19 protein-coding genes are annotated in these 21,153 nt (G+C 50.8%); 9 read left to right on the top strand and 10 right to left on the bottom strand.

Annotated elements, in window-relative coordinates; genetic code table 11:
- Positions 1-97 precede the first annotated feature (97 nt).
- The 3 genes from MES37_RS17625 to MES37_RS17615 all read right to left on the bottom strand — a co-directional run bounded on the left by MES37_RS17625 (position 98) and on the right by MES37_RS17615 (position 3,334).
- Entirely contained in the window at positions 98-1,639 is a 1,542-nt protein-coding gene (locus tag MES37_RS17625; RefSeq protein WP_121813358.1) for an MASE1 domain-containing sensor histidine kinase, read from the bottom strand.
- Positions 1,640-2,269, bottom strand: a complete 630-nt coding sequence (locus tag MES37_RS17620; RefSeq protein WP_121813359.1) for a response regulator transcription factor — start codon at positions 2,267-2,269, stop codon at positions 1,640-1,642.
- Positions 2,270-2,473: 204 nt separating this feature from the next.
- A complete protein-coding gene (locus MES37_RS17615; RefSeq protein WP_064547108.1) occupies positions 2,474-3,334 on the bottom strand; it encodes a LysR substrate-binding domain-containing protein in 861 nt (286 codons plus the stop codon).
- Between the two features lie 122 nt (positions 3,335-3,456).
- Between MES37_RS17615 and MES37_RS17610 the strand changes: the two genes are divergently transcribed.
- The 3 genes from MES37_RS17610 to MES37_RS17600 all read left to right on the top strand — a co-directional run bounded on the left by MES37_RS17610 (position 3,457) and on the right by MES37_RS17600 (position 7,287).
- Positions 3,457-4,626 carry a pyridoxal phosphate-dependent aminotransferase gene (locus MES37_RS17610; RefSeq protein WP_064547106.1) on the top strand — a complete coding sequence of 390 codons (1,170 nt, stop codon included), beginning with the start codon at positions 3,457-3,459 and terminating at the stop codon, positions 4,624-4,626.
- A gap of 12 nt (positions 4,627-4,638) precedes the next feature.
- The gene (locus MES37_RS17605) at positions 4,639-5,415 is read left to right on the top strand and encodes an ABC transporter substrate-binding protein (protein ID WP_064547104.1); all 777 of its coding nucleotides are present in this window, start codon (positions 4,639-4,641) and stop codon (positions 5,413-5,415) included.
- Positions 5,416-5,631: 216 nt separating this feature from the next.
- A complete protein-coding gene (locus MES37_RS17600; RefSeq protein WP_237932180.1) occupies positions 5,632-7,287 on the top strand; it encodes a glucan biosynthesis protein D in 1,656 nt (551 codons plus the stop codon).
- 208 nt (positions 7,288-7,495) lie between these two features.
- Here MES37_RS17600 and hpxO read toward each other — a convergent pair whose 3' ends face one another.
- Positions 7,496-8,653 (bottom strand): FAD-dependent urate hydroxylase HpxO, encoded by a 1,158-nt coding sequence (gene hpxO / locus MES37_RS17595; RefSeq protein WP_064547100.1) that lies wholly within the window; start codon positions 8,651-8,653, stop codon positions 7,496-7,498.
- 181 nt (positions 8,654-8,834) lie between these two features.
- On the opposite strand from hpxO, the gene rimL reads away from it, so the two are divergent.
- On the top strand, positions 8,835-9,428 hold the full coding sequence (gene rimL / locus MES37_RS17590; RefSeq protein ID WP_237932177.1) for a 50S ribosomal protein L7/L12-serine acetyltransferase: 594 nt from the start codon (positions 8,835-8,837) through the stop codon (positions 9,426-9,428).
- On the opposite strand, the gene ydcK is transcribed toward rimL, so the two are convergent.
- The gene (gene ydcK / locus MES37_RS17585) at positions 9,413-10,342 is read right to left on the bottom strand and encodes a YdcK family protein (protein ID WP_232885964.1); all 930 of its coding nucleotides are present in this window, start codon (positions 10,340-10,342) and stop codon (positions 9,413-9,415) included. The genes rimL and ydcK overlap by 16 nt on opposite strands.
- Before the next feature lie 121 nt (positions 10,343-10,463).
- Here ydcK and tehA point away from each other — a divergent pair, with 121 nt between their 5' ends.
- Together tehA and tehB are read left to right on the top strand one after the other, a co-directional pair.
- Positions 10,464-11,453, top strand: coding sequence for a dicarboxylate transporter/tellurite-resistance protein TehA (gene tehA / locus MES37_RS17580; protein ID WP_064547092.1), 990 nt, complete (start codon positions 10,464-10,466; stop codon positions 11,451-11,453).
- Between the two features lies 1 nt (position 11,454).
- A complete protein-coding gene (tehB, locus tag MES37_RS17575; RefSeq protein ID WP_273694545.1) occupies positions 11,455-12,042 on the top strand; it encodes a tellurite resistance methyltransferase TehB in 588 nt (195 codons plus the stop codon).
- Here tehB and MES37_RS17570 read toward each other — a convergent pair.
- Positions 12,039-12,431 carry a VOC family protein gene (locus MES37_RS17570; RefSeq protein WP_121813367.1) on the bottom strand — a complete coding sequence of 131 codons (393 nt, stop codon included), beginning with the start codon at positions 12,429-12,431 and terminating at the stop codon, positions 12,039-12,041. The two genes, tehB and MES37_RS17570, sit on opposite strands and share 4 nt — an antisense overlap.
- A 195-nt stretch (positions 12,432-12,626) precedes the next feature.
- Between MES37_RS17570 and MES37_RS17565 the strand changes: the two genes are divergently transcribed.
- Positions 12,627-13,298 (top strand): DUF3313 domain-containing protein, encoded by a 672-nt coding sequence (locus tag MES37_RS17565; RefSeq protein ID WP_121813368.1) that lies wholly within the window; start codon positions 12,627-12,629, stop codon positions 13,296-13,298.
- Between the two features lie 34 nt (positions 13,299-13,332).
- Here MES37_RS17565 and MES37_RS17560 read toward each other — a convergent pair whose 3' ends face one another.
- A complete protein-coding gene (locus MES37_RS17560; protein WP_237932175.1) occupies positions 13,333-14,238 on the bottom strand; it encodes a DMT family transporter in 906 nt (301 codons plus the stop codon).
- 178 nt (positions 14,239-14,416) lie between these two features.
- Here MES37_RS17560 and MES37_RS17555 point away from each other — a divergent pair, with 178 nt between their 5' ends.
- Positions 14,417-15,289, top strand: coding sequence for an AraC family transcriptional regulator (locus tag MES37_RS17555; RefSeq protein WP_064547084.1), 873 nt, complete (start codon positions 14,417-14,419; stop codon positions 15,287-15,289).
- Here the strand turns inward: MES37_RS17555 and MES37_RS17550 are convergent.
- Together MES37_RS17550 and MES37_RS17545 are read right to left on the bottom strand one after the other, a co-directional pair.
- Positions 15,269-16,435, bottom strand: a complete 1,167-nt coding sequence (locus MES37_RS17550; RefSeq protein WP_064547082.1) for a benzoate/H(+) symporter BenE family transporter — start codon at positions 16,433-16,435, stop codon at positions 15,269-15,271. The genes MES37_RS17555 and MES37_RS17550 overlap by 21 nt on opposite strands.
- A 106-nt stretch (positions 16,436-16,541) precedes the next feature.
- The gene (locus tag MES37_RS17545; RefSeq protein ID WP_064547080.1) at positions 16,542-18,476 is read right to left on the bottom strand and encodes a putative bifunctional diguanylate cyclase/phosphodiesterase; all 1,935 of its coding nucleotides are present in this window, start codon (positions 18,474-18,476) and stop codon (positions 16,542-16,544) included.
- Positions 18,477-18,761: 285 nt separating this feature from the next.
- Between MES37_RS17545 and MES37_RS17540 the strand changes: the two genes are divergently transcribed.
- A complete protein-coding gene (locus MES37_RS17540; protein WP_237932173.1) occupies positions 18,762-20,723 on the top strand; it encodes a peptidase U32 family protein in 1,962 nt (653 codons plus the stop codon).
- A 98-nt stretch (positions 20,724-20,821) separates the two neighbouring features.
- Here MES37_RS17540 and MES37_RS17535 read toward each other — a convergent pair.
- Positions 20,822-21,153, bottom strand: a 332-nt coding sequence (locus MES37_RS17535; RefSeq protein ID WP_237932171.1) for a LysR substrate-binding domain-containing protein, incomplete at its 5' end; no start/stop codon positions are given.

The following is a 21,153-nucleotide window of genomic DNA, read 5'->3' as shown; positions in this document are numbered from 1 at the left end:
CGGAAATCATCTGATTCCTCCGGATTGGAATGACTATAGAAAACGCAGATACAAAGGGGATGAGACAAGGTTTTAGCCAACCAGGAATTTTTCCTGGTTATCCCTGATTTTGTTGAAAAAGTGTGGGCAAGTTAACAATTACGCGTGTGCCGGACTGGCTTTCAATCTGCAAATCCCCACCTAACGCGCGAATGCGTTCCGCGATCCCTTGTAATCCCTGGCCGTTATGGGTGTTACCGCTAAAGCCGATGCCATCGTCTTTGACTTCCAGGCGCACGCCTGCGGGTTGTTGGGTTAAAGAGATCTCAATCAGGCTGGCGTCGGCGTGTTTACAGATATTGTTGAGTAGTTCCTGCACCAGGCGATAGAGGGTAAAAATCACCGGATCGCTGGCGGGCTGGCCGGGTAAATCGTAATGGAAGCGGCAGGTGATACCGCGTTCGGCAAAGGCGAACTCCTGAATCAAATGATGCAGCGCTTTATCGAGCGAGATTTCGTCCAGCACCGGCGGGCGAAGCTGGCGCAACAGATGGCGAGTCGAGTGGTGAATGCGTTGGGCAAGCTGGTTGATTTGCTCGGCGGCGAGCACCGTGGCATCGCCGCTGGCGGTGCGTTTTACCAGCATCGACTGGATTTGAATCGCGGTAATATTCTGGCCAATTTCGTCGTGCAGCTCACGCGCCAGATCTTTGCGCGTGTCTTCTTCGGTATGCACCAGTTGTTCCATTAGCTCGCGCCTGGCCTGTAATTCCACTTCCAGCCGTTGGCGATAACGGTGCAGATTATTGGCAAGATGCTGCTGACGGCTTATCGCAATCCCCAGCCCAATGCCCAGCAACGCCTGAGTGGAAAGAAACAGCTCCATTTCCATCAGCCCGTTAAAACCACTACCAATTTGCCGGGCGATGGTAATCATCATACTGCCCAACAGTGCGGCAAGTACGCCGCCTTGCCAGCCAAATTTGTAGGCCATCACCACGTTTGGCAAAAACACCACAATCAACAACAAGCGTTCGATTTCAGGCGACACCACCATTTGCGCACCCACGCCAATGATGAAAAACAGGCTGCACCAGATTAGCAACGAGGTGCGCAGCGGAGGATTGGGCGTTTCTTGCGCCAAAAGGCTTTCGAGGTGTTGCTGGCGCAAGTATTCATAAATCAGGTAGACAAACGGCGTGAGCACTACGCCGCCGGTAAATGCGGCCAGCAAGGTTTGCGAAGCGCTGCTGGAGAGAAAAGGGGTTAGCACCAGCGTGTGTAGCAACGCATCGCTGGTGATCGCCGCCATCAACAGTGACAAGCGTTGCCAGTAGAGGGTGAAACGGTGCCAGTAATGCTGGACAAACAGCGCGGGGATCGCACTTAGCAACGGGGAAAGTAGCATCACCGGTTCGGTCATCAACTGCTGTTGCCAAAGCCCGCCAAGCAGGCCGAACACCGGGAGAAACAACGCAGGCCAGTAGCGGCGATGCAGCAAAATCAGTAACGCCAGATGCACGCCTTGCGGTAACAGTAGCGTGGCTTGCTGGCCGTTATTGGTGAGGTAGAAGCTAATCGTCCACAGCGCCAGCCAGGTCAGCCCCCAGGCGAAAACAATAAACAGCGATAACAACAGATGACGCCACGAACGAGACATTTAGTGCCCGGTTAACAGTTGGTGGTCGAGGGCAAAGTGCACCAGTTCGATGGTGCTTTCGCATTGCAGTTTGCCGAGGATATTGGCGCGATGCACATGCACGGTTTTGTGGCTGAGATTCAGTTGTTCGGCAATATGCTTGACGCTTTCGCCTTTAATCAGCAAATCGAAAACTTCGTGCTCGCGTGGGGTGAGGGCTTCCAGAACTTTGGCCGGTTGCCCCGCGTGGCGTAACGCGCGTAGCGCATCGGCACATAAATAATGGCCGCCCATACCGACGGTGCGCACCGCCTGCACCAGTTCTTCAGGGCCACAGCGTTTGGTGAGATAACCGCTTGCTCCGGCATCCAGCGCGCTTTGCACAAACGCAGTGGTGTCGTAAATGCTCAGAATGATGGCGCGAAACCCAGGGTGATGCTGGCGCAGGCGTTTAAGCAAACTCAAACCATTTTCATCGGGCATGGCGATGTCGAGTACGGCGACATCGGGCTGGCGTTTTATCAGCGCGGGCCAGGCTTCGGCGGCAGAACTGTACTGCCCGACAATTTCAATATCGCTCTCAAGGCTCAGCAACTGCGCAAAACCGGAGCGCACTACAACGTGGTCATCAACTAAAGCAACGGCAATCATGGTTATGCTCTTCAGGAAGGATCTGGCGCCATCATGCGGACGAATCTATTCAGCGCAACGGCTGTGTTGGGAATATGTTACAGCGGTAGCAAAAAAGAGTCCTGCAAATAAACAGGGGTCATTTCAATTGACGTGGGTGATGTCGATTATGTCGGATGACGCTCACGCTTATCCGACCTACGCGCTTTGGTGCGTCATCCACCATTATTCACTTAGCGTCAGTAAACTGTGTTTGAAGGCTTCAAGGTCGGCGCTGTTTTCATTTGCATGGCGTAGCACCAGTCGATAACACGCCCCCGTTTTCACCTGGCGGGCAAACGGCTGCACCAACCGGCCACGCCGCAAATCTTCCGCCACTAGTGTTGCATCGGCAATCGCGATACCAAATCCTTGAATCGCGGCGCTGATCGCTAAATCCATGGTGTCGAAGTGTTGATTTTTATTCATAACAGGAGCGATGTCGGTATTTTGCGCCAGCCACAGTGACCAGTCGGTACGATCGCGTGTGGGATGCAGGAAGGTGTAGCGGCTCAGTATCTCGGCTGTGAGCGGCTCTTCCGGGAGCAACTGTTGGCTGACTACCGGCGTGAGGCACTCCTCAAACAGCAACGTGCCGTGGTTATCTGTATGTCCGAAAATAATCGCGGCATCATATGACTCGTTTTTGAAATTCACGCCATGTTCGACGGTGGTGGTGAGCGCCACCTGGATTTCAGGTGCGGTGCTCTCCAGTTGCACAAGCTTTGGCACCAGCCAGCGCATGGCGCAGGTTGGGGCTTTCAGGCGGATGACACTGGATTTATGGCAGGCGTTGTTCGCCACACTCAACAAATGCTCAAAGGCGTGCTGCATTTCTGGCAGCAGGGTGTTGCCTTGCGGGGTTAAATGCAGCCCACGGGCATGGCGGTCAAACAGCGCATAGCCGAGCCATTCTTCGAGTGTTGAGATTTTACGGCTCACAGCGCCCTGCGTCAGACAAAGCTCTTTTGCGGCGCGAGTCAGATTCAAATGTTTGGCCGTCACCAGAAAAGCATCAACCGTATTCAGAGGGAAATTGCGCCGCATATGTGATGGCTCTCCGTTGAGCTATGAATTTTTTGCATGGCTATTATGACAACAATTCGGTTGTGGTAGCAACCCGTTACAGTTTGAATAGTTATGCAAATCGCGCATATACAGGAGCGGCCATGACCATGCAAACCCCGGTGCAACTTCGTTCAAAATTACCGGATGTTGGAACCACTATTTTTACCGTTATCGGCCAACTGTCGGCGCAACATAACGCCATCAACCTTTCGCAAGGCGCACCTAATTTTTCACCTGACCCGAAGTTGGTTGCGGGTGTCAGCAAAGCGATGCAGGAAAATCATAACCAGTACGCATCGATGACCGGTTTCAGGCCGCTAAAAACGCTGATCGCTGAAAAAGTGGCGGCGCTTTATGGCTCACATTATGACGTTGACGATGAAATTTTAGTCACCGCCAGCGCCAGCGAAGGGCTTTATTCCGCCATCAGCGGGTTAGTGCATCCGGGTGACGAAGTGATTTACTTCGAACCCTCTTTTGATAGCTACGCACCGATTGTCCGTTTGCAGGGGGCGACACCGGTCGCGCTAAAACTGGCGCTGCCGGATTTCACCGTTGACTGGGATGAAGTCCGCGCGGCAATCACGCCACGCACGCGTATGATCATTATCAACACGCCGCATAACCCGAGCGGGCAGGTGTTCAACGCCCATGACCTGGAAATGCTGGCGGCGCTGACGCGTAACACCGACATCATCATTCTGTCCGATGAAGTCTACGAGCACATCGTGTTTGATGGTGAACGCCATCACGGCATGGCAACGCATCCGGCACTGGCCGAACGCAGCGTTATCGTTTCGTCATTTGGTAAAACCTTCCATGTGACCGGCTGGCGCGTGGGGTATTGCCTGGCTCCTGCGGAACTGATGGCAGAAATCTGCAAAGTGCACCAGTTCCTGATGTTTTCCGCCGACACGCCGATGCAGCATGCGTTTGCTGAATATATGAAAAACCCGGACACTTATTTATCGCTGGCGGCGTTTTATCAACGTAAGCGCGATTTAATGCAGTCATTATTGGCGGAGTCGCCATTTAAGCTGCTGCCAAGTGCAGGGTCGTTCTTCCTGCTGGCGAAGTTCGATCATTTCAGCGATGAATCTGACAGTGAAATGGTGAAGCGCCTGATTACTCAATATGGCGTGGCGACGATTCCGCTCTCTGCGTTTTATACCGATGGGACAGACAACAAGTTGATTCGTTTGTCATTTGCGAAAGATGAAGCTACGTTACGTGCGGGTGCTCAGGCACTTTGCCAGGTTAAGCCACGCTGATACGAGGTCATAATGAAAAAAGTTTATGTATTAAGTTTATTGGTTGGGATGTGCGCTTCATTCTCTGCTTTTGCAGCAAGCGAAATGCGTTACGGCGTGGAAGCCGAGTATCCACCGTTTGAAAGCCGTAACACGGCGGGCGAGCTGGAAGGGTTTGATATCGATTTGGGTAACGCGATTTGTCAAGCGGCAAGCCTGAAATGTTCATGGGTGGAAACCTCATTTGACGCCTTGATTCCGGGGCTGATGGCGAAGAAATTCGATGCGATTAACTCGGCGATGAACATCACCGAACAGCGCCGTAAAAGTATCGATTTTACCCAGCCAATCTACCGTATTCCGTCACAACTGGTGGGCAAAGTCGATAGCGGTATGGAAGCCACGCCAGAAGGGCTGAAGGGTAAAACTATCGGTGTTCTGCAAGGTTCCATTCAGGAAACTTATGCCAAAGAACACTGGGAAAAACACGGTGTCACGGTTGTGTCCTATAAAGATCAAAATATGGCGTGGGGTGATTTGCTCAATGGCCGTATTGATGCGTCGCTGGTGATGTCAGCCGCAGGGCAGGCCGGTTTCCTGAGTAAACCGCAGGGCAAAGGTTTTGGCTTTATCGGCAAGCCGGTGAGCGACGATACCATTTTGGGCAGCGGTATCGGCTACGGTTTGCGTAAAGGCGACGAAGCAACCAAGAAGCAGCTTGATGCGGCAATCGACAAAGTGCGTGCTGATGGCACCATCACTACGCTTGCGAAGAAGTATTTCCCGGGTATTGATGTCAGTGTGAAGTAAGTTTTTCTTTGTAGGGTGGGTAAGCGAAAGCGTCATCCACCGTTTACGCTTATCCACCCTACAAATCACGAAATAATTAGTGATTCGTTGCGTAAAGGTCTGTGTCTCTGATTGGTTTTTCAGTGATTTTTGTCTAGAGTGTGCGGTCTAGATTTTGCCGCTGTTCTGCCCCTGGTGGGACCAAACACATCGACAATGAAGGACTATTTTTCAGGCATGAACCGTAGACGTTTTATCAAAGCCTCAATGGCTCTCGCCGCAGTCAGCGGCACAACTTCACTTGCCACGCTCTTCTCACGCGCCGCTTACGCGTCAGAGTCTGAAATTGCCGATGGTCGCACCACCGAGTTCGATTTCTCTGTGCTCCAGTCAATGGCTCACGACCTGTCGAAGAAACCGTGGGTTGGCAAACCGCGCCCGTTGCCGGACACCCTGGCAAACTTAACGCCTCAGGCTTACAACGCCATTCAGTATGATGCCGACCATTCATTATGGAATAACGTTGAAAACCGCCAGCTTGATGTGCAGTTTTTCCACGTGGGGATGGGCTTCCGCCGCCGGGTACGCATGTTCTCTGTTGACGCCACATCTCATCAGGCGCGTGAAATTCACTTCCGCCCTGAGCTGTTCAAATACAACGATGCAGGCGTAGATACTAAACAGCTTGAAGGCCAGATTGATCTTGGCTTTGCCGGGTTTAAAGCCTTTAAATCGCCAGAACTGGCGCGTCGTGACGTGGTTTCCTTCCTTGGCGCGAGCTACTTCCGTGCGGTAGATAAAACTTACCAGTACGGCTTGTCTGCACGTGGGCTGGCGGTCAACACCTATACCGACCAACTGGAAGAGTTCCCAGACTTTACCGCGTTCTGGTTTGAAACCGCGAAAGCAGGTGACAGCAAATTTGTGGTCTACGCTCTGTTGGATAGCGCAAGCGTCACCGGAGCCTACAAATTTAATATTAGCTGCGAATCCGAACGTGTGGTGATGGATGTCGAAAACCATCTGTATGCGCGTGAAGATATTAAGCAACTGGGTATCGCGCCGATGACCAGTATGTTCGCATGTGGCACTAACGAACGCCGGATGTGCGACACCATCCACCCGCAAATTCACGACTCTGACCGCCTGGCGATGTGGCGTGGAAATGGCGAGTGGGTGACGCGTCCATTGAATAACCCGCAGAAATTGCAGTTCAATGCTTACACCGACAACAACCCGAAAGGGTTTGGTTTGCTGCAACTAGACCATGAGTTTGCTAACTACCAGGACATTATGGGCTGGTATAACAAACGCCCAAGTCTGTGGGTTGAACCGCTGAACAAGTGGGGCAAAGGTACCATCGGGCTGATGGAAATCCCAACTACTGGTGAAACGCTGGATAACATCGTTTGCTTCTGGCAGCCGGAAAAACCGGTGAAAGCGGGTGATGAACTGTCGTTCAAATATCGCTTGTACTGGAGTGGTTTGCCGCCAATCCAGTCGCCGCTGGCGCGCGTTTACGCAACACGCACCGGAATGGGGAGTTTCCCGGAAGGTTGGGCACCAGGCGAGCATTTCCCGGAGAAATGGTCACGCCGTTTCGCGATTGATTTTATCGGTGGTGATTTGAAAGCCGCAGCACCGAAAGGGATCGAGCCGGTTATCACGCTGTCTAACGGTGAAGCCAGGCAGATTGAGATTTTGTACGTCGAGCCGTTCAACGGTTACCGCATTCTGTTTGACTGGTACCCAACCGACGACTCAACCGATCCGGTTGATATGCGCATGTTCCTGCGTTGCCAGGGCGATGCCATCAGTGAAACCTGGTTGTATCACTACTTCCCGCCAGCACCGGATAAACGTAAATACGTTGATGACCGCATCATGAAGTAAAAAATGGTGGATGACGTTTGCACTTACCCCCTACAGGGCACGGTTTTCGTAGGTTGGATAAGCGCAGCGTCATCCGGCAAACGAGTGTAAAACCATCGCATTTGTAGGTTGGATAAGCGCAACGTCATCCGACAAACGAGTGTAAAACCATAGCATTTGTAGGTTGGATAAGCGCAGCGTCATCCGACAAAAGGGTGCCACTCACTCTCTACTCCAGCGGCCCGCCAAGAATAGTTTCACGCATCCCAGAAAGTACCCGTTCACCGGTTTCGCTTTTCAGTTCCTCATACCAGTTGTGGGTGATGTTCATATCCTTTCCGTGGGTCACATCGCAGCGTTTACGCGCTTTGAGTACCAGATCTTTGACGCGCCAGGCACGTTTTTGCTGGTAGCGTTGCAGGGCATCTTCCACGCCTAATGAGTTGGTTTGCAGCGCCATAGCCAGTACCACCGCGTCTTCCATGGCAGCACAACCACCCTGGCCAATATCCGGCGTGGTGCTGTGGCCGGAGTCGCCGAGTAGCGCCACGCGCCCACGCACTAGTTGCATAAATGGCTCGATATCATGAATTTCTATGCGGTTGGTGGTGTCGGGTTTAATCGCGGAAATCAATTTTTGTACCGGTTCAGCCCAACCGGCAAAGTAGCGCGTTAAATCAGCTTTAACGGTGGTGCGGTCTTCTGGTAACCCTTTCTCAAGGGGAACATCAAAGAAGAAGTAAAAACGATTACCGGCAACTGGCATTAAAGAAACCCGTTTTCCTTCGCCAACAAATGTTGTCCATTGATTGGCCGGGGCAATAGATTCGTCAATTTCCACCAGACCGTTCCAGTTAACGTAACCGGCGTAGCGGCGTTCTGTCTGGTGACCAAGAACATACGGGCGGATCACGGAGTGGGTGCCATCAGCGGCAATTAATACATCGCCCACCGCGATATGCCCATCTTCAAAATACGCCCGCACGCCTCCATCAAATTCTTCAACTTTAGCCACGCGTTTGCCAAACTGAATATCTGTGCGGCCATAGGTATCGATCAGCATGTCTTGCAGTTCAGCCCGCGCCACAGGATAGGGGCGTTCGCCGACGCTTTTGATTAAAGGATCGAGACTAAAACGCGTCAGGGTTTGGCCGTGGACAAACTCTTTGTAGGCCATAAATTCCATCGGCCCACCGAGTTGCTGAAGCTGCTCTTTCATGCCGAGCCAGTTCAGGCATTTTACGCCATTGGGCCAAATTGAAATCGCCGCACCGACGGGTTTGATCTCTTTCACCGCTTCATAGACTTCCGTTGCAATGCCACATCTTTTCAGGGCAATTGCCGCTGAAAGTCCACCAATGCCGCCGCCAATTATGATCGCTTTCATCCGAGTCTCCTTTGGGTTACAAAGATGTTAAGCAATATCTATACCAGCGTGGTAAACCGTTCAGTTCAGCGGTGGCAGGCGGTGCGCGGCAAATCTATTGTGCAAAAGTGGGGAAACCTGGTGGTGCAAAGATTTATTCTGCACCATTATTTCCCACAGAAACCAAAGAAGGAGAGGTAGCGTGCGGGATTCCGATAACTGGCAAGACGACCTGATTAACATTGACGACAGCATTACGTTACACTCTATCCACGAACGTTACGTGGATGAAATCTTTGCGCTGGTGCAGAAGAATAAAGCCTGTCTGCGAATGGCGATGGATTGGCCGCAATATGTTTTGTCGGTTGAGGATTCGCGCAAAATGGCGCAGGGCAACTACCTGTTGCATCATCGCGGTTACGCGAAAATGTTCCTGATATTTCAGCAGCAGAAAATGGTTGGGGTCATTTCGTTTAACCAGATTGAACCCACTAATAAAGTGGCTTACATCGGTTATTGGCTGGATAAAGACGCTCAGGGGCAAGGGATTATTTCCCGCGCACTACAGGCCGTGGTTGAGAAATATTCCCGCGAAGGAATGGTGCGCCGTTTTGTCATTAAGTGCATCGTCAGTAATACCGCCAGCAACCAGGTGGCGTTGCGCAATGGCTTCACGCTTGAAGGCTGTCTGAAGCAGGCCGAGTTTTTAAACGGCGTATTTTATGACCAGAATATTTACGGACGAATCGTGGAACAGGGCGATAGCCTTTCCCGCTCGGCTCAATACACGCCATAAAATGGCGAGCGCGTGACACGTTGTTCGCCGTTAATATCCTTAATCCCACGAATATGAATCAGTTCGCCTCCCAAACCATCGACCGCCGCCTTATCGTAAATGTTCACGCTATTCTCGATTAACACATTACCGGTAATGCGCGCCTGGCCGTAGATTTGCACCTTGTTGTCGAGCTGAATCGGCCCGCCGATAAGCGTGGCATCATCGAAAATATGCACCTGATGTTTTAATACACAATCGCCTTTAATCAGCGCGTTACCATAAACTTGCGAAGAGTAACGAATAGTTGGGATTTGGTCATCGCCGCGCCCGGCAATAATCCGCGCATTGTCAAACACGCGCGCACAGTCGCAAACCCAAATATTGTTCTCGTCGTTGCCTTCAAGAATGGCGTGGCCGAAGACTTCGGCGCGGTGTTCAATAAAAGCATTGTTGACCAGGGCATTGCCAAAAACTTGCGCCTGATGTACCACGCGGGATGCGTTTATGGTGGCGTTGCCGTAAATTTGCAGCAACTTATTGTCGTCGGCAGTCAACCCACGAACGGCAATCACCTGGCTGCCGTTCAGGATGCGAGCTGCATCGAAAATCCGGCATTCACCGCTGATCAGTGATTGTTCAACGAAGCTTTTACCGCTGACATGAGCCTGGTGGCAAAGGGTAGAGCTGCCATGAATTTGCGCATCCTCAGTCACGCATGAGCCACCGAAAACCACGCTTTCGTGGCCATAAATCCAGCAATGGCCTTGCTGGCTGAGATTGTCTTCGTTTTCAATCCAGCCCCCAAGTTGCCCGGCTTTAACATCGCTGAAATCGCAAAGTGCGACCACCTGCCAAAGTTTCACCTGTTGTTTTGTGCCATCAACCAGATAATCATGCAGACGTGCGTCACCCATTAGCTGATACTTGTTCATCCGATGTGCCTCAGTATTTGTTTCAATCGCTGTTTAAAACGTAGCAGGTAAATCCCCTGGTGGTGTTCTGCTGCGCCATCGCATAAAATGCACCCAAACTAAATTTTAAGATTTAAAATAAATGGATAAATCAGTAACCCGTCCCATGCTCAACCTCCCGGCTGGGTATTTTGGCATCGTGCTTGGTGTCATCGGCATGGGCTTTGCGTGGCGTTATGCCGCCAAAATTTGGTCAGTTTCACCTGCCATTGGTGATGCACTGGAAAGCCTGGCGATGGCTATCTGGCTGGCGTTAGCCGTGGCTTTTATCGTGCGTCTGGTTAAATATCCGCACAGCGTGGTAGAAGAAATCAATCACCCGCTAAAGGGGAGCTTTGTCAGCTTATTCCCCGCAACCACGATGCTGGTTTCTATCGCGCTGGAACCTTACTTTCGCTTTTTGGCTGCTGGGCTGTTTGCCTTCGGCGCGCTGGTGCAACTGGCTTACGCGGCATGGCAAAGTGCGGGGATGTGGCGGGGCAAGCTTCCGGCGGCTGACACCACTCCAGGGCTTTATTTGCCGACGGTGGCGAATAATTTTATCAGCGCCATGGCTTGCGGAGCGCTGGGATATCACGATCTGGGGATTTTATTCTTCGGGGCGGGGGTATTTTCCTGGTTAAGTCTTGAGCCTGCTATTTTGCAACGTTTGCGTAGCGGCGGTGAGTTACCGACCCCTGTGCGTACCTCGCTTGGTATCCAGCTTGCTCCGGCGTTGGTGGCGTGCAATGCGTACCTGAGTGTCAACGGTGGGCAAGCGGATTTCTTCGCCAAAATGCTGTTTGGTTACGGGCTGCTGCAATTGCTGTTCATGTTGCGCCTGATGCCCTGGTATCTGAAGCAACCCTTTAACGCGTCGTTCTGGAGCTTCTCGTTCGGTCTTTCTGCCCTGGCGACGACGGCGCTGCATTTAAGCCACAGCAGTAATGACGGGCTTTTTAGCGCCATCGCACTGCCGCTGTTTATTTTCACTAATGTTATTATCGGTCTGTTACTGGTGCGCACGGTTGCCTTGCTTTACCAGGGTAAATTACTGTTACGTAGCGAACGGCCTACGAAAAGGACAAATTAAGATGGCTTCTGAAAACTATTACACCGAGAAATATGGTTTAACCCGCACTCACTCTGAAGTGCTGAATGCGGTCACCATCGTCCCACCGGGTAAAACGCTGGATCTCGGTTGTGGCAGCGGGCGCAACAGTTTGTATCTGAATCAAAAAGGGTTTGATGTGACCGCCTGGGATAAAAACCAGATGAGTATCAGCAACCTGAATAAAATTATTGCAGCAGAAGGGCTGAAAAACATCATCACCGATGTGGTCGATTTGAACACATTGGCGTTCGACGGTGAGTACGACTTTATCCTGTCGACTGTGGTGATGATGTTTTTAGAACGCGATACCATTCCTCGATTAATTGCGAATATGCAGCGTTGCACCAAACCCGGGGGCTATAACTTAATCGTTGCCGCCATGGACACCGAAGATTTCCCTTGTACTGTCGGTTTTCCATTTGCTTTTGCTGAAGGTGAATTACGCAATTATTACGCGGGCTGGGAATTACTTAAATATAACGAAGATGTCGGTGAATTACATAAGACCGACGAGCAAGGTAATCGTATTAAATTACGTTTCGCCACTATGTTGGCACGCAAAAATTAACCTATTGGCCACGCGCGGTTTTGTAACACAGTGCGATAGCCATCGTTATCAATAAAGGTACGACCGGCGACATCCCAATAAGGATTAAAACTATTAATGGTTAAAAAACCTGCATTCAGCATTTGCTGGCAGGTTTTTTGCCATAGGATGTTATCTGGATAATAAAGTACCAACAGGTCGTCCACGGTAGCCGCAGGTTCTACCGGGTGGCGGTGGCACACAGTAAACTCAAGGTGCCAGCTTAAATCGCTACGCCCTAGCATGATGCCGCTAAAACCATCATGTTCATCAAAATTCCCCAGTTCTTGCAAACCTAAGCCGAGGCAATACAACTTTTTACTTTCTGCAAGATCGGTAACTGGTCGGGCAATGCGCAGATGAGGGATCATGTTTATTCCTTATTATTTGTCGTAATTATGTATTTTAGATTATACATACAAAAATAATTATTATTTATCTGTGAGTAGCAATAAAATTCACTCTGAAAAGTTTGGTTTTAAACTCATTAGCATTTTTCACCGCTTATTATTCTCCTTTTTATTGCTATAACGCGCTCGCTTACATGCAATCTAAACGGAGGATTAATGAAAACTTCAATGTTTTTAAAAGTAGTCTGTCTTACAGGAATATTAGCGTTAGCGGGTTGTGCTTCTTCTACACCGGAACCTGAAAAATATTCAGGATTCTTAAAAGACTATTCTGGGCTGGAAAAAACTGAAACGACCACGGGCAGAACTATCGTGCGTTGGGTTGACCCTGACTATAAAGGGAGCAATTACGACAGCCTGGTGTATAACCCGATCACCTATTACCCGGAGCCACAACCGAACACACAAATTGGCAGGAAAGTGTTGGACGGTTTGTTGAACTACACCAATACCAAACTTAAGAGTGCTGCCCAAGCGCGCATCCCACTGGTGGCGACATCAGGCCCTCGCAGCCTGATCTTCCGTGGTGCCATCACCGCAGTAGACAGTTCTAAAGAAGGTCTGCAATTCTACGAAGTGGTGCCTATTGCGCTGGTTGTCGCAGGTACGCAAGCGGCGACGGGCCACCGTACTATGAACACCAACCTCTATTTCGAGGCGGAACTCATTGATGCGGCAACGCAGAAAACGGTGATGCGTGTGGTGCGTAAAGGCGAAGGCGAAGATTTAAGCAATGAAAATACGGAGATGACGCTGGATACGCTTAAACAGGTTATTGATGATCTGGCGACAGATGCCTCAACATTTGATACCCAACAAAAATCGTGAATCTAAAGGGAGCCTGGCTCCCTTTTTAATCGCTTTACACCGTGCGTTTGCGCCACGTCAGCAAGTTAAACATCCCCGGTTTCGAGAACATCACCAGATTCCCCAGCAGGATCATCACCAGCCCGATAATCGCATTGCTGTGCCAGATGTAACCTTCATAGAGCGTTGACAGACTAAGCGCGACTAACGGGAACAGCAGCGTGCTGTAAGCCGCCTGGCTGGCACCAATACGCCCGACCAGCGTGAAATAGGCACCAAAGGCAATCACCGAACCAAAAATCGCCAGATAGAACAGCGAACCCAGATAGCGTAGCGTGAACTCCGGCATAAACGAATCCCCACGCAATAGAGCCAGCACACCCATGATCACGGTGCCATAAAACATCGCGTAGGTATTGGTGGACAGAGTCTCCAGCCCGCGGCGCTGATGCCGCGTACTGATCATATTGCCCAGCGAGAAACCAAAAGTACCGAGCGCGCTTAAGCCGATCCCCAGCAGCAACGACGGTGCCAGTTGCGTGGCGACCAGGTCATGCCAGAATAGGGCGACCACCCCAGAAATGCCGAGCACCGCCGCTGGCAACAAGCTTTTGTGCGGGCGCTGGCGGAAGAAAATCATGCTATTCACGGCGTTAAACAGTACCGCCATGGAGAAAATTACCGATTCCAGGCCGGAGCTGATATACGCGGCGGCATGATAAAAGCAGACGAAGTTAAAGCCGAAAACGCAGCCGCCTTGCAGCATACAGAACAGATGGTCGCGCAGACTGATACGACGCAAGCGCCCCAATGCCTTCAGCACCACCAGCATCACTATCGCCGCCACGGCAAAACGCCAGAAAATAGAAACGGGTACGGATACCACGCCTTGCTGCATATAAATGGCTAGCCACGTTGTACCCCAAATCACTACCACCAAAATATAAAGTAACGCATTCATGTTGTTATCTCCCGAAACGGATGGCAGGAGTATCGGTGAAAGCGCGGGCAGATACTTTCATGCAGTTGCGGCGCTTGCATATTCTTGCGGTTTTTTTTACCGGAGGGATTGTTAATGGCTGGTAACAGGCTCGCGCACTACTTAAACTGTGACTCCTGAACTTTGATGGCCGCCCGTTATGACCCAGCCGTATCACGCATTTGAAAATCTTCGCCAGCACAACGCGGTGCTGGAAGATAACGTGCAGCTAGGCTCCGGGATTCAACTCTCGGCGTGGTCAAACAGCCTCGATCGTGTGACACAATGCAGCGATCACCATACCTTGAGCATGTATGTGAATGAGGGCTACGAAACCTATCAGAAAACCTCGGCGGGCTGGAAGAATGGTGGCGGGCCGGACCGTTTTTGCCTGATGCCAAAAGAGAGCGAAACGACCTGGGATATCCGCAATCACTTTTCGTTTGTGCATCTGTATTGTACTGATGAGCATCTGCGCAATATTGCCGAGCAAATCTGGGATCGCAGCCCGGCGGCTATCCAGCTCGATGAGAAAATCTTCAGTGATGACCCGCGCATTACGCAGTTATATCGCCACTTTTTATTGAGCAGCGACTGGCAACAGCAGGCAAATCATTTGATGTTAAGCACCGCATCGACATTGTTGCTCACCCACCTGGTGCAGACTTACAGCAATGTGCAGTGGCGCTTGCCGAATGTGCGTGGCGGGCTGGCTCCCGTGGTGTTACGCAATATCCAGGCGTACATTGAACAACATCTTAGCGAACCTTTAACCCTGACTGAACTGGCTGTAGAAGCGGGTTTGAGCGAGTTTCATTTTGCGCGCATGTTCAAGCAGTCGACACAACTTGCCCCGCATCAGTATGTGATGCAGCGGCGCATGTTACGCGCCGAAGCGCTGGTGAAAAACAGCCCGTTAACGTTGACCGATATTGCGATGGCTTGCGGATTTAGCTCGGCAAGCCATTTCAGCAATCGCTTTAAAGCCACAATCGGTGTGACACCTTCGCAACTACGCGCGGCGGGAAAGTGAGAACAGCGCGTAACAGATTCCACCCGCTACCAGTCCCCAAAAAGCAGAACCCACGCCCAACAAACTGACGCCTGACGCGGTGACCAAAAATGTCACTATCGCGGCATCGCGCTCCCGTTCGTGGTTTAACGCCTGAAACAAGCTTCCGGCGATGGTGCTCAGCAATGCCAAACCTGCCAGGGTATGAATATAAGCCACCGGGAGTGCGGTGAGTAATGTGGTTATCGAGCCGCCAAAAATACCGGCCAGTAAATAAAATACCCCAGCGGCTGCGGCAGCAAGCCAGCGTTTTGCCGGATCAGGATGAGCTTCGGAACCCTGGCAAATTGCGGCCGTGATTGCAGCAATACAGATTGAAAACACACCGAACGGTGCCAGCAGCAGAGCAATAGCGGCAGTCACGACAATCAGCGGTGAGACGGGAACGTCATAACCCGAAGCTTTTAGCGTAGCGACACCGGGCGCATTTTGTGACGCCATCGTGACGAGGAAGAACGGAATACCGATACCCAGCAAGCTGCTGAGTGAAAAATGCGGAGCCGTAAACTCAGGCATCACCATCGCCACAGGCACGCTGCCGCTTTGCAGATTTCCACTCATCACACAGACCAACAGACCGATAACCATGGCGACCACGACGGCATAACGCGGTGCCCAGGCTTTTGCCAACAACCAGCCAAGCAACATGCTCGCGCAAAGCAAAAAATTGCCCTGCAATGAAGTAAAGGCATCGAGGCCAAAGCGCAGCAAAATTCCCGCCAGCATGGCGGCGGAGAGTGTTGAAGGGATGAGGCGCATTAAGCGGGCGAACAGGCCGGTCGCACCACACAGCAGAATCAACAACGAGGAGAAAAGAAAGACGCCAACGGCTTCGTTTAGCGAATGCCCAGGCAGGCTGGTGGCGAGCAGCGCAGCACCTGGCGTTGACCAGGCGGTGAGAATCGGCGTGCGGTACCAAATTGTCAGTACCAGGGTGCTGATACCCATGCCAATCCCCAGCATTGTCAGCCAACCGGCGATCTGCATGGTGTTAGCACCCGCGGCCTCAGCGGCCTGCCAGATGATCGCTGCGGAACTTGCGTAGCCGACTAATACGGCAACAAAACCGGTCAGCACCGTCGGTAACGGAATCGAAATCGAGCGCATCATATCTTCCTTATTGTTGACGGCAAACTATAGCATTACAAACCGTTAACAACAGACCGGATGATATTGAAAAATCTGCAAGATCGTATTCTCGAATGTTGCTGCGTTATTCCGACTTATGCGAAGCATCTCCGAGATAAGCCAGCGCATCCTGGCGTTCCATTGGGCGCGAGAAGAAGTAACCCTGCATATATGGGATGCCACACTGTTCCAGCATATGGCGCTGTGTCTCGGTTTCGACACCTTCAGCAATCACCCGGAAGTTGAGGGTTTTAGACATATCCATCACCGCCTGCACAATAGACAAGCCTTTGTTTTCGATGTGTTGAATAAATGAACGGTCGATTTTAATGTAATCGATATTCATATTCTGGATAACAGAAAGGCTTGAATAACCGGTCCCGAAATCATCGACGGAAAATTTCACACCACACTTCTGCAACTGACTCACTTTATGGTTAACCTGCATTTGTTCAGACTGGAAGATCGATTCCGTCACTTCCAGGTGCAGCAAATGCCCGGGAATAGCCTGCTGTTCGATAACCTGCTTAACGTTATTCACAAAATCTTTATCGTAAAACTGAATCAGAGAAATATTCACGCACATGCAGATTTCGGCGTGGCCCTGGCGCAGCGTCACCAACATTTTGCAGGCTTCTTCCAGAACCCAACTGCCGATTTCGACAATGCGACCGCTTTGTTCCAGCAAGGGAATGAATTCAACAGGCGAGATTTCCTGGTCTTGATAATGCCAGCGTAGTAAGGCTTCAAAGCTGACAATCTGGCCAGCGGAATCAACAATGGGTTGATACACCAGACGCAGTTCCTGGCGCTCAAGTGCGCATTTTAACGCCTCGTTGAGCATGATTTTACGATGCAGATTGTGTTCCAGATTGAGATTATAAAAAGCCATGCGTTCCGGATATTTGCCCTTTTGCGAATACATGGCGATATCAGCCAGTTGGATAAGGCGCGTGACTGAGGTGTCATGTTCCGGGCACACTGAAATCCCAATGGTGGCGTTGAGGGTGATGGTTTGGTCGCCTAAATCTATGGGCTGAGAAAGGGTGGCGGTAATTTTTTGCGCCAGCGCGCGGATCGTCTGATGTCGGTTTTCTTTTACCAGCAAGATAAACTCATCTCCGCCCCAGCGGCACATTAGCGTGTCAGCGGCATTACAGCTTTTTAGCCGCTCACTGATATTCACTAATACGTTGTCGCCAGCATTATGACCGAGCGTGTCATTAATATTTTTAAAACCATCCAGATCGATAAAAAAGATGGCAAAGCCTGTTATATGGTGTAGGTTGAAATCTTGCTCTACACGTTCGACGGCAGATAAGAACGCTGTGCGATTGTATAAACGGGTTAACGAATCTTTATTCGAGATCTCATAAACTTCCTGAGTCCTGATGCGGATAGTTTCTTCCATGCGTGAGACCAGTTTTTTGTTTCTGTAACGTAACAAAATGGCTTCTTTAATATAATTTGCGGAACGTGCTGACGAGATGATCATTATTATCGTGAAGCAAATCCCCAGACCGCCAAGATTAATTTTATATTGTTCGGGCTGCATCATGAGCAAAACTGACATTGGTATCAGGATAATAATGTTGTATATCGAAGCAAGCATGAGATTAGCGGAAAGAATGCTGGTTGCGCCTCCGGCCATGGCGGCCAGAATCACATTGGTAGAGCTGAGTTCTTCGATAGAAAATTGTTGGTAGAAAATGACCGCATACAAGCTCCACATCAACGCGGTGAGCAAACATCCGCAAGAAAACCGCATGGTCCAACTCTTTCTGCTTTTGCCTTCTGGGGTGCTTTTTAACCACATGCGTGTATCAACAACTCGAACGGCGAGAATAGCTGTCATCACCAGCCACCAGATGACTTTTGCATGCAGATTATTATTGGTGAAAGTGAAGGCAAGGGTAGTGGCCGCAATAAAGGTAATCAGAATGCCGGGTAATGAGTTGCTGTAGAGCAACCGGACACCTTCTGATTGATAGAGCTTTGAGTGTTCGAGGTTTTTTGTCATTTTCAATTATCTTAACTCTGTCATTCATTTAGCTCCCACATAAACAGACCTAATATGATAACTCATGGTAATTATTTCCATTGTGAGTATAAATTATATCAATATCTAGTACAGCATCTTTAGCTAATTCAGTGTTATTACTGCGTGTATGAAGCCCCAGAGGAAAAAAATCGCAGCGGAGGAGGCGGATGCACCATTTTCTATGGGCTGCGCAGCTCTTTGCATACGTGCCCAATCTGACTACAATGGCCGCCTTTCGCCCATAACACAGAAAACAAATTCACTATGCGCCTGCACGCCAATCATCTCGAATTACTCAGTCCTGCCCGTGATACCGCCATTGCCCGTGAAGCCATTTTGCATGGTGCGGATGCGGTTTACATCGGTGGGCCTGGCTTTGGCGCTCGCCATAATGCCGGTAACAGTCTGCAAGACCTTGCAGAACTGGTGCCGTTTGCCCATCGTTATGGGGCGAAAATTTTCGTTACGCTCAACACCATTCTGCATGACAACGAACTCGAACCCGCTCGTCATATGATCCACGACCTGTATCAGGCCGGTGTCGATGCGCTGATTGTGCAGGACATGGGCGTGATGGAAATGGATCTGCCGCCGATTGAAATTCATGCCAGCACCCAGTGCGACATTCGTAGTGTAGAAAAAGCGAAGTTCCTTTCTGATGTGGGTTTCTCGCAAATCGTGCTGGCGCGTGAATTGAACCTCAAACAAATTCGCGCTATCCACGAAAACGTTGATGCCACCATTGAATTCTTTATTCATGGTGCGTTGTGTGTGGCGTATTCCGGGCAGTGTAATATCTCCCACGCCCAGACAGGGCGCAGTGCAAACCGTGGAGATTGCTCCCAGGCTTGCCGTTTGCCGTACACACTTAAAGACGATCAGGGCCGCGTGGTGGCCTATGAAAAACACCTGCTGTCGATGAAAGACAATGACCAGAGTGCCAACCTGGCGGCGTTGGTCGATGCTGGTGTGCGTTCCTTCAAGATAGAAGGGCGCTACAAAGATATGAGCTATGTGAAAAACATCACCTCGTATTACCGTCAGTTGCTGGATGAATTAATGGAGCAGCGCACCGATCTGGTTCGTGCTTCTTCGGGCGTGACCTCGCATTTCTTTATTCCTTCGCCGGACAAAACTTTCCACCGTGGTAGCACCGACTATTTCGTTAACGAGCGCAAAATCGATATCGGCGCGTTCGATTCACCGAAATACATCGGCCTGCCAGTGGGCGAAGTGCTGAAAGTCGGCAAAGATTTCCTTGATGTGAATGTCAGCGATTCATTGACCAACGGCGATGGCCTGAACGTGCTGATTAAACGTGAAATCGTTGGTTTCCGTGCTAATACCGTAGAGAAAACCGGTAAAAATCAGTACCGCGTCTGGCCAAACGAAATGCCGGAAACCCTGAAAAACGTGCGTCCGAACCATCCTCTGAACCGTAACCTTGACCATAACTGGCAGCAGGCGTTGACGAAAACGTCCAGCGAACGCCGGATTGCGGTAGATATGGAGTTAAGCGGTTGGCAGGAACAATTGGTTCTGACGATTACCAGTGAAGAAGGTGTGAGCGTCAGTAAAACGCTGGAAGGGCAGTTCGAAGTGGCGAACAACCCAGAAAAGGCTTACGGCAGCCTGCGTGACAGCCTGGCGAAACTGGGGCAAACCATGTACCAGGCACGCAAAGTCGACCTGAATTTGCCTGCCGCGTTGTTTATTCCCAATAGCCAGCTTAACCAGTTACGCCGTGAAGCTATTGACGAACTGAGTGAAGCGCGTTTGCAGCAGTACCAACGCGGCAGCCGTAAAGCGGTGAGTGAGCCTGCGCCAGTTTACCCTGATGAACACCTCACTTTCCTGGCCAACGTGTACAACCACAAAGCGCGTGAATTCTATCAGCGTTACGGCGTGAAATTGATTGATGCGGCGTATGAAGCGCACGAAGAAAAGGGCGAAGTGCCGGTGATGGTAACCAAGCACTGTCTGCGTTTTGCCTTCAACTTATGCCCGAAACAGGCAAAAGGCTCGGTGAAAAGCTGGAAAGCCACCCCCATGCAACTGGTGCATCAGGATGAAGTGCTGACGCTGAAATTTGACTGCAAGCCGTGCGAAATGCACGTGATTGGCAAAATGAAGAATCACATTCTCAAAATGCCTTTGCCGGGCAGCGATATTGTGGCGTCCATTAGCCCGGATGAATTGTTGAAGACGATGCCGAAACGCAAATAAACATTGTTGGATGACGCTGCGTTTATCCGACCTGGGTGACTGATTCTACAATGGTTTTGTAGGTCGGATAAGCCTAAGCGTCATCCGACATTGGCTGCTTAACTCTGCGCCCGCAACTGGTCAATCATCCAGCGCCCTGCGGGCCCAGGTGGCGTTTTGTTCGACCACAACACATCCACGTCAATACGCTGCGGCCAGCCTGCAACCGGCAACTCTTGCAAAACATCGTGACCAAACTGCTCGACCAGCCAGCGCGGCAAAATCCCCCAACCAAAACCTTGCTCCGCCATCTCCAGCAGCATCAGTAATGACGGTGACGACCACGTCGGGCCGCCGCTTTTGTTGCGCGTCGGGTCGGTAAAAGTACTCAAACTGAGCTGACGCACGGTTTGCAGGGTGTCCATCTCGACGGCAGGCAAGCGGGCTAACT

Source organism: Buttiauxella sp. S19-1, from assembly GCF_022134725.1.
GTDB classification, from domain to species: Bacteria; Pseudomonadota; Gammaproteobacteria; order Enterobacterales; family Enterobacteriaceae; genus Buttiauxella; species Buttiauxella ferragutiae.
This window is presented reverse-complemented; position numbering and strand designations above follow the sequence as displayed.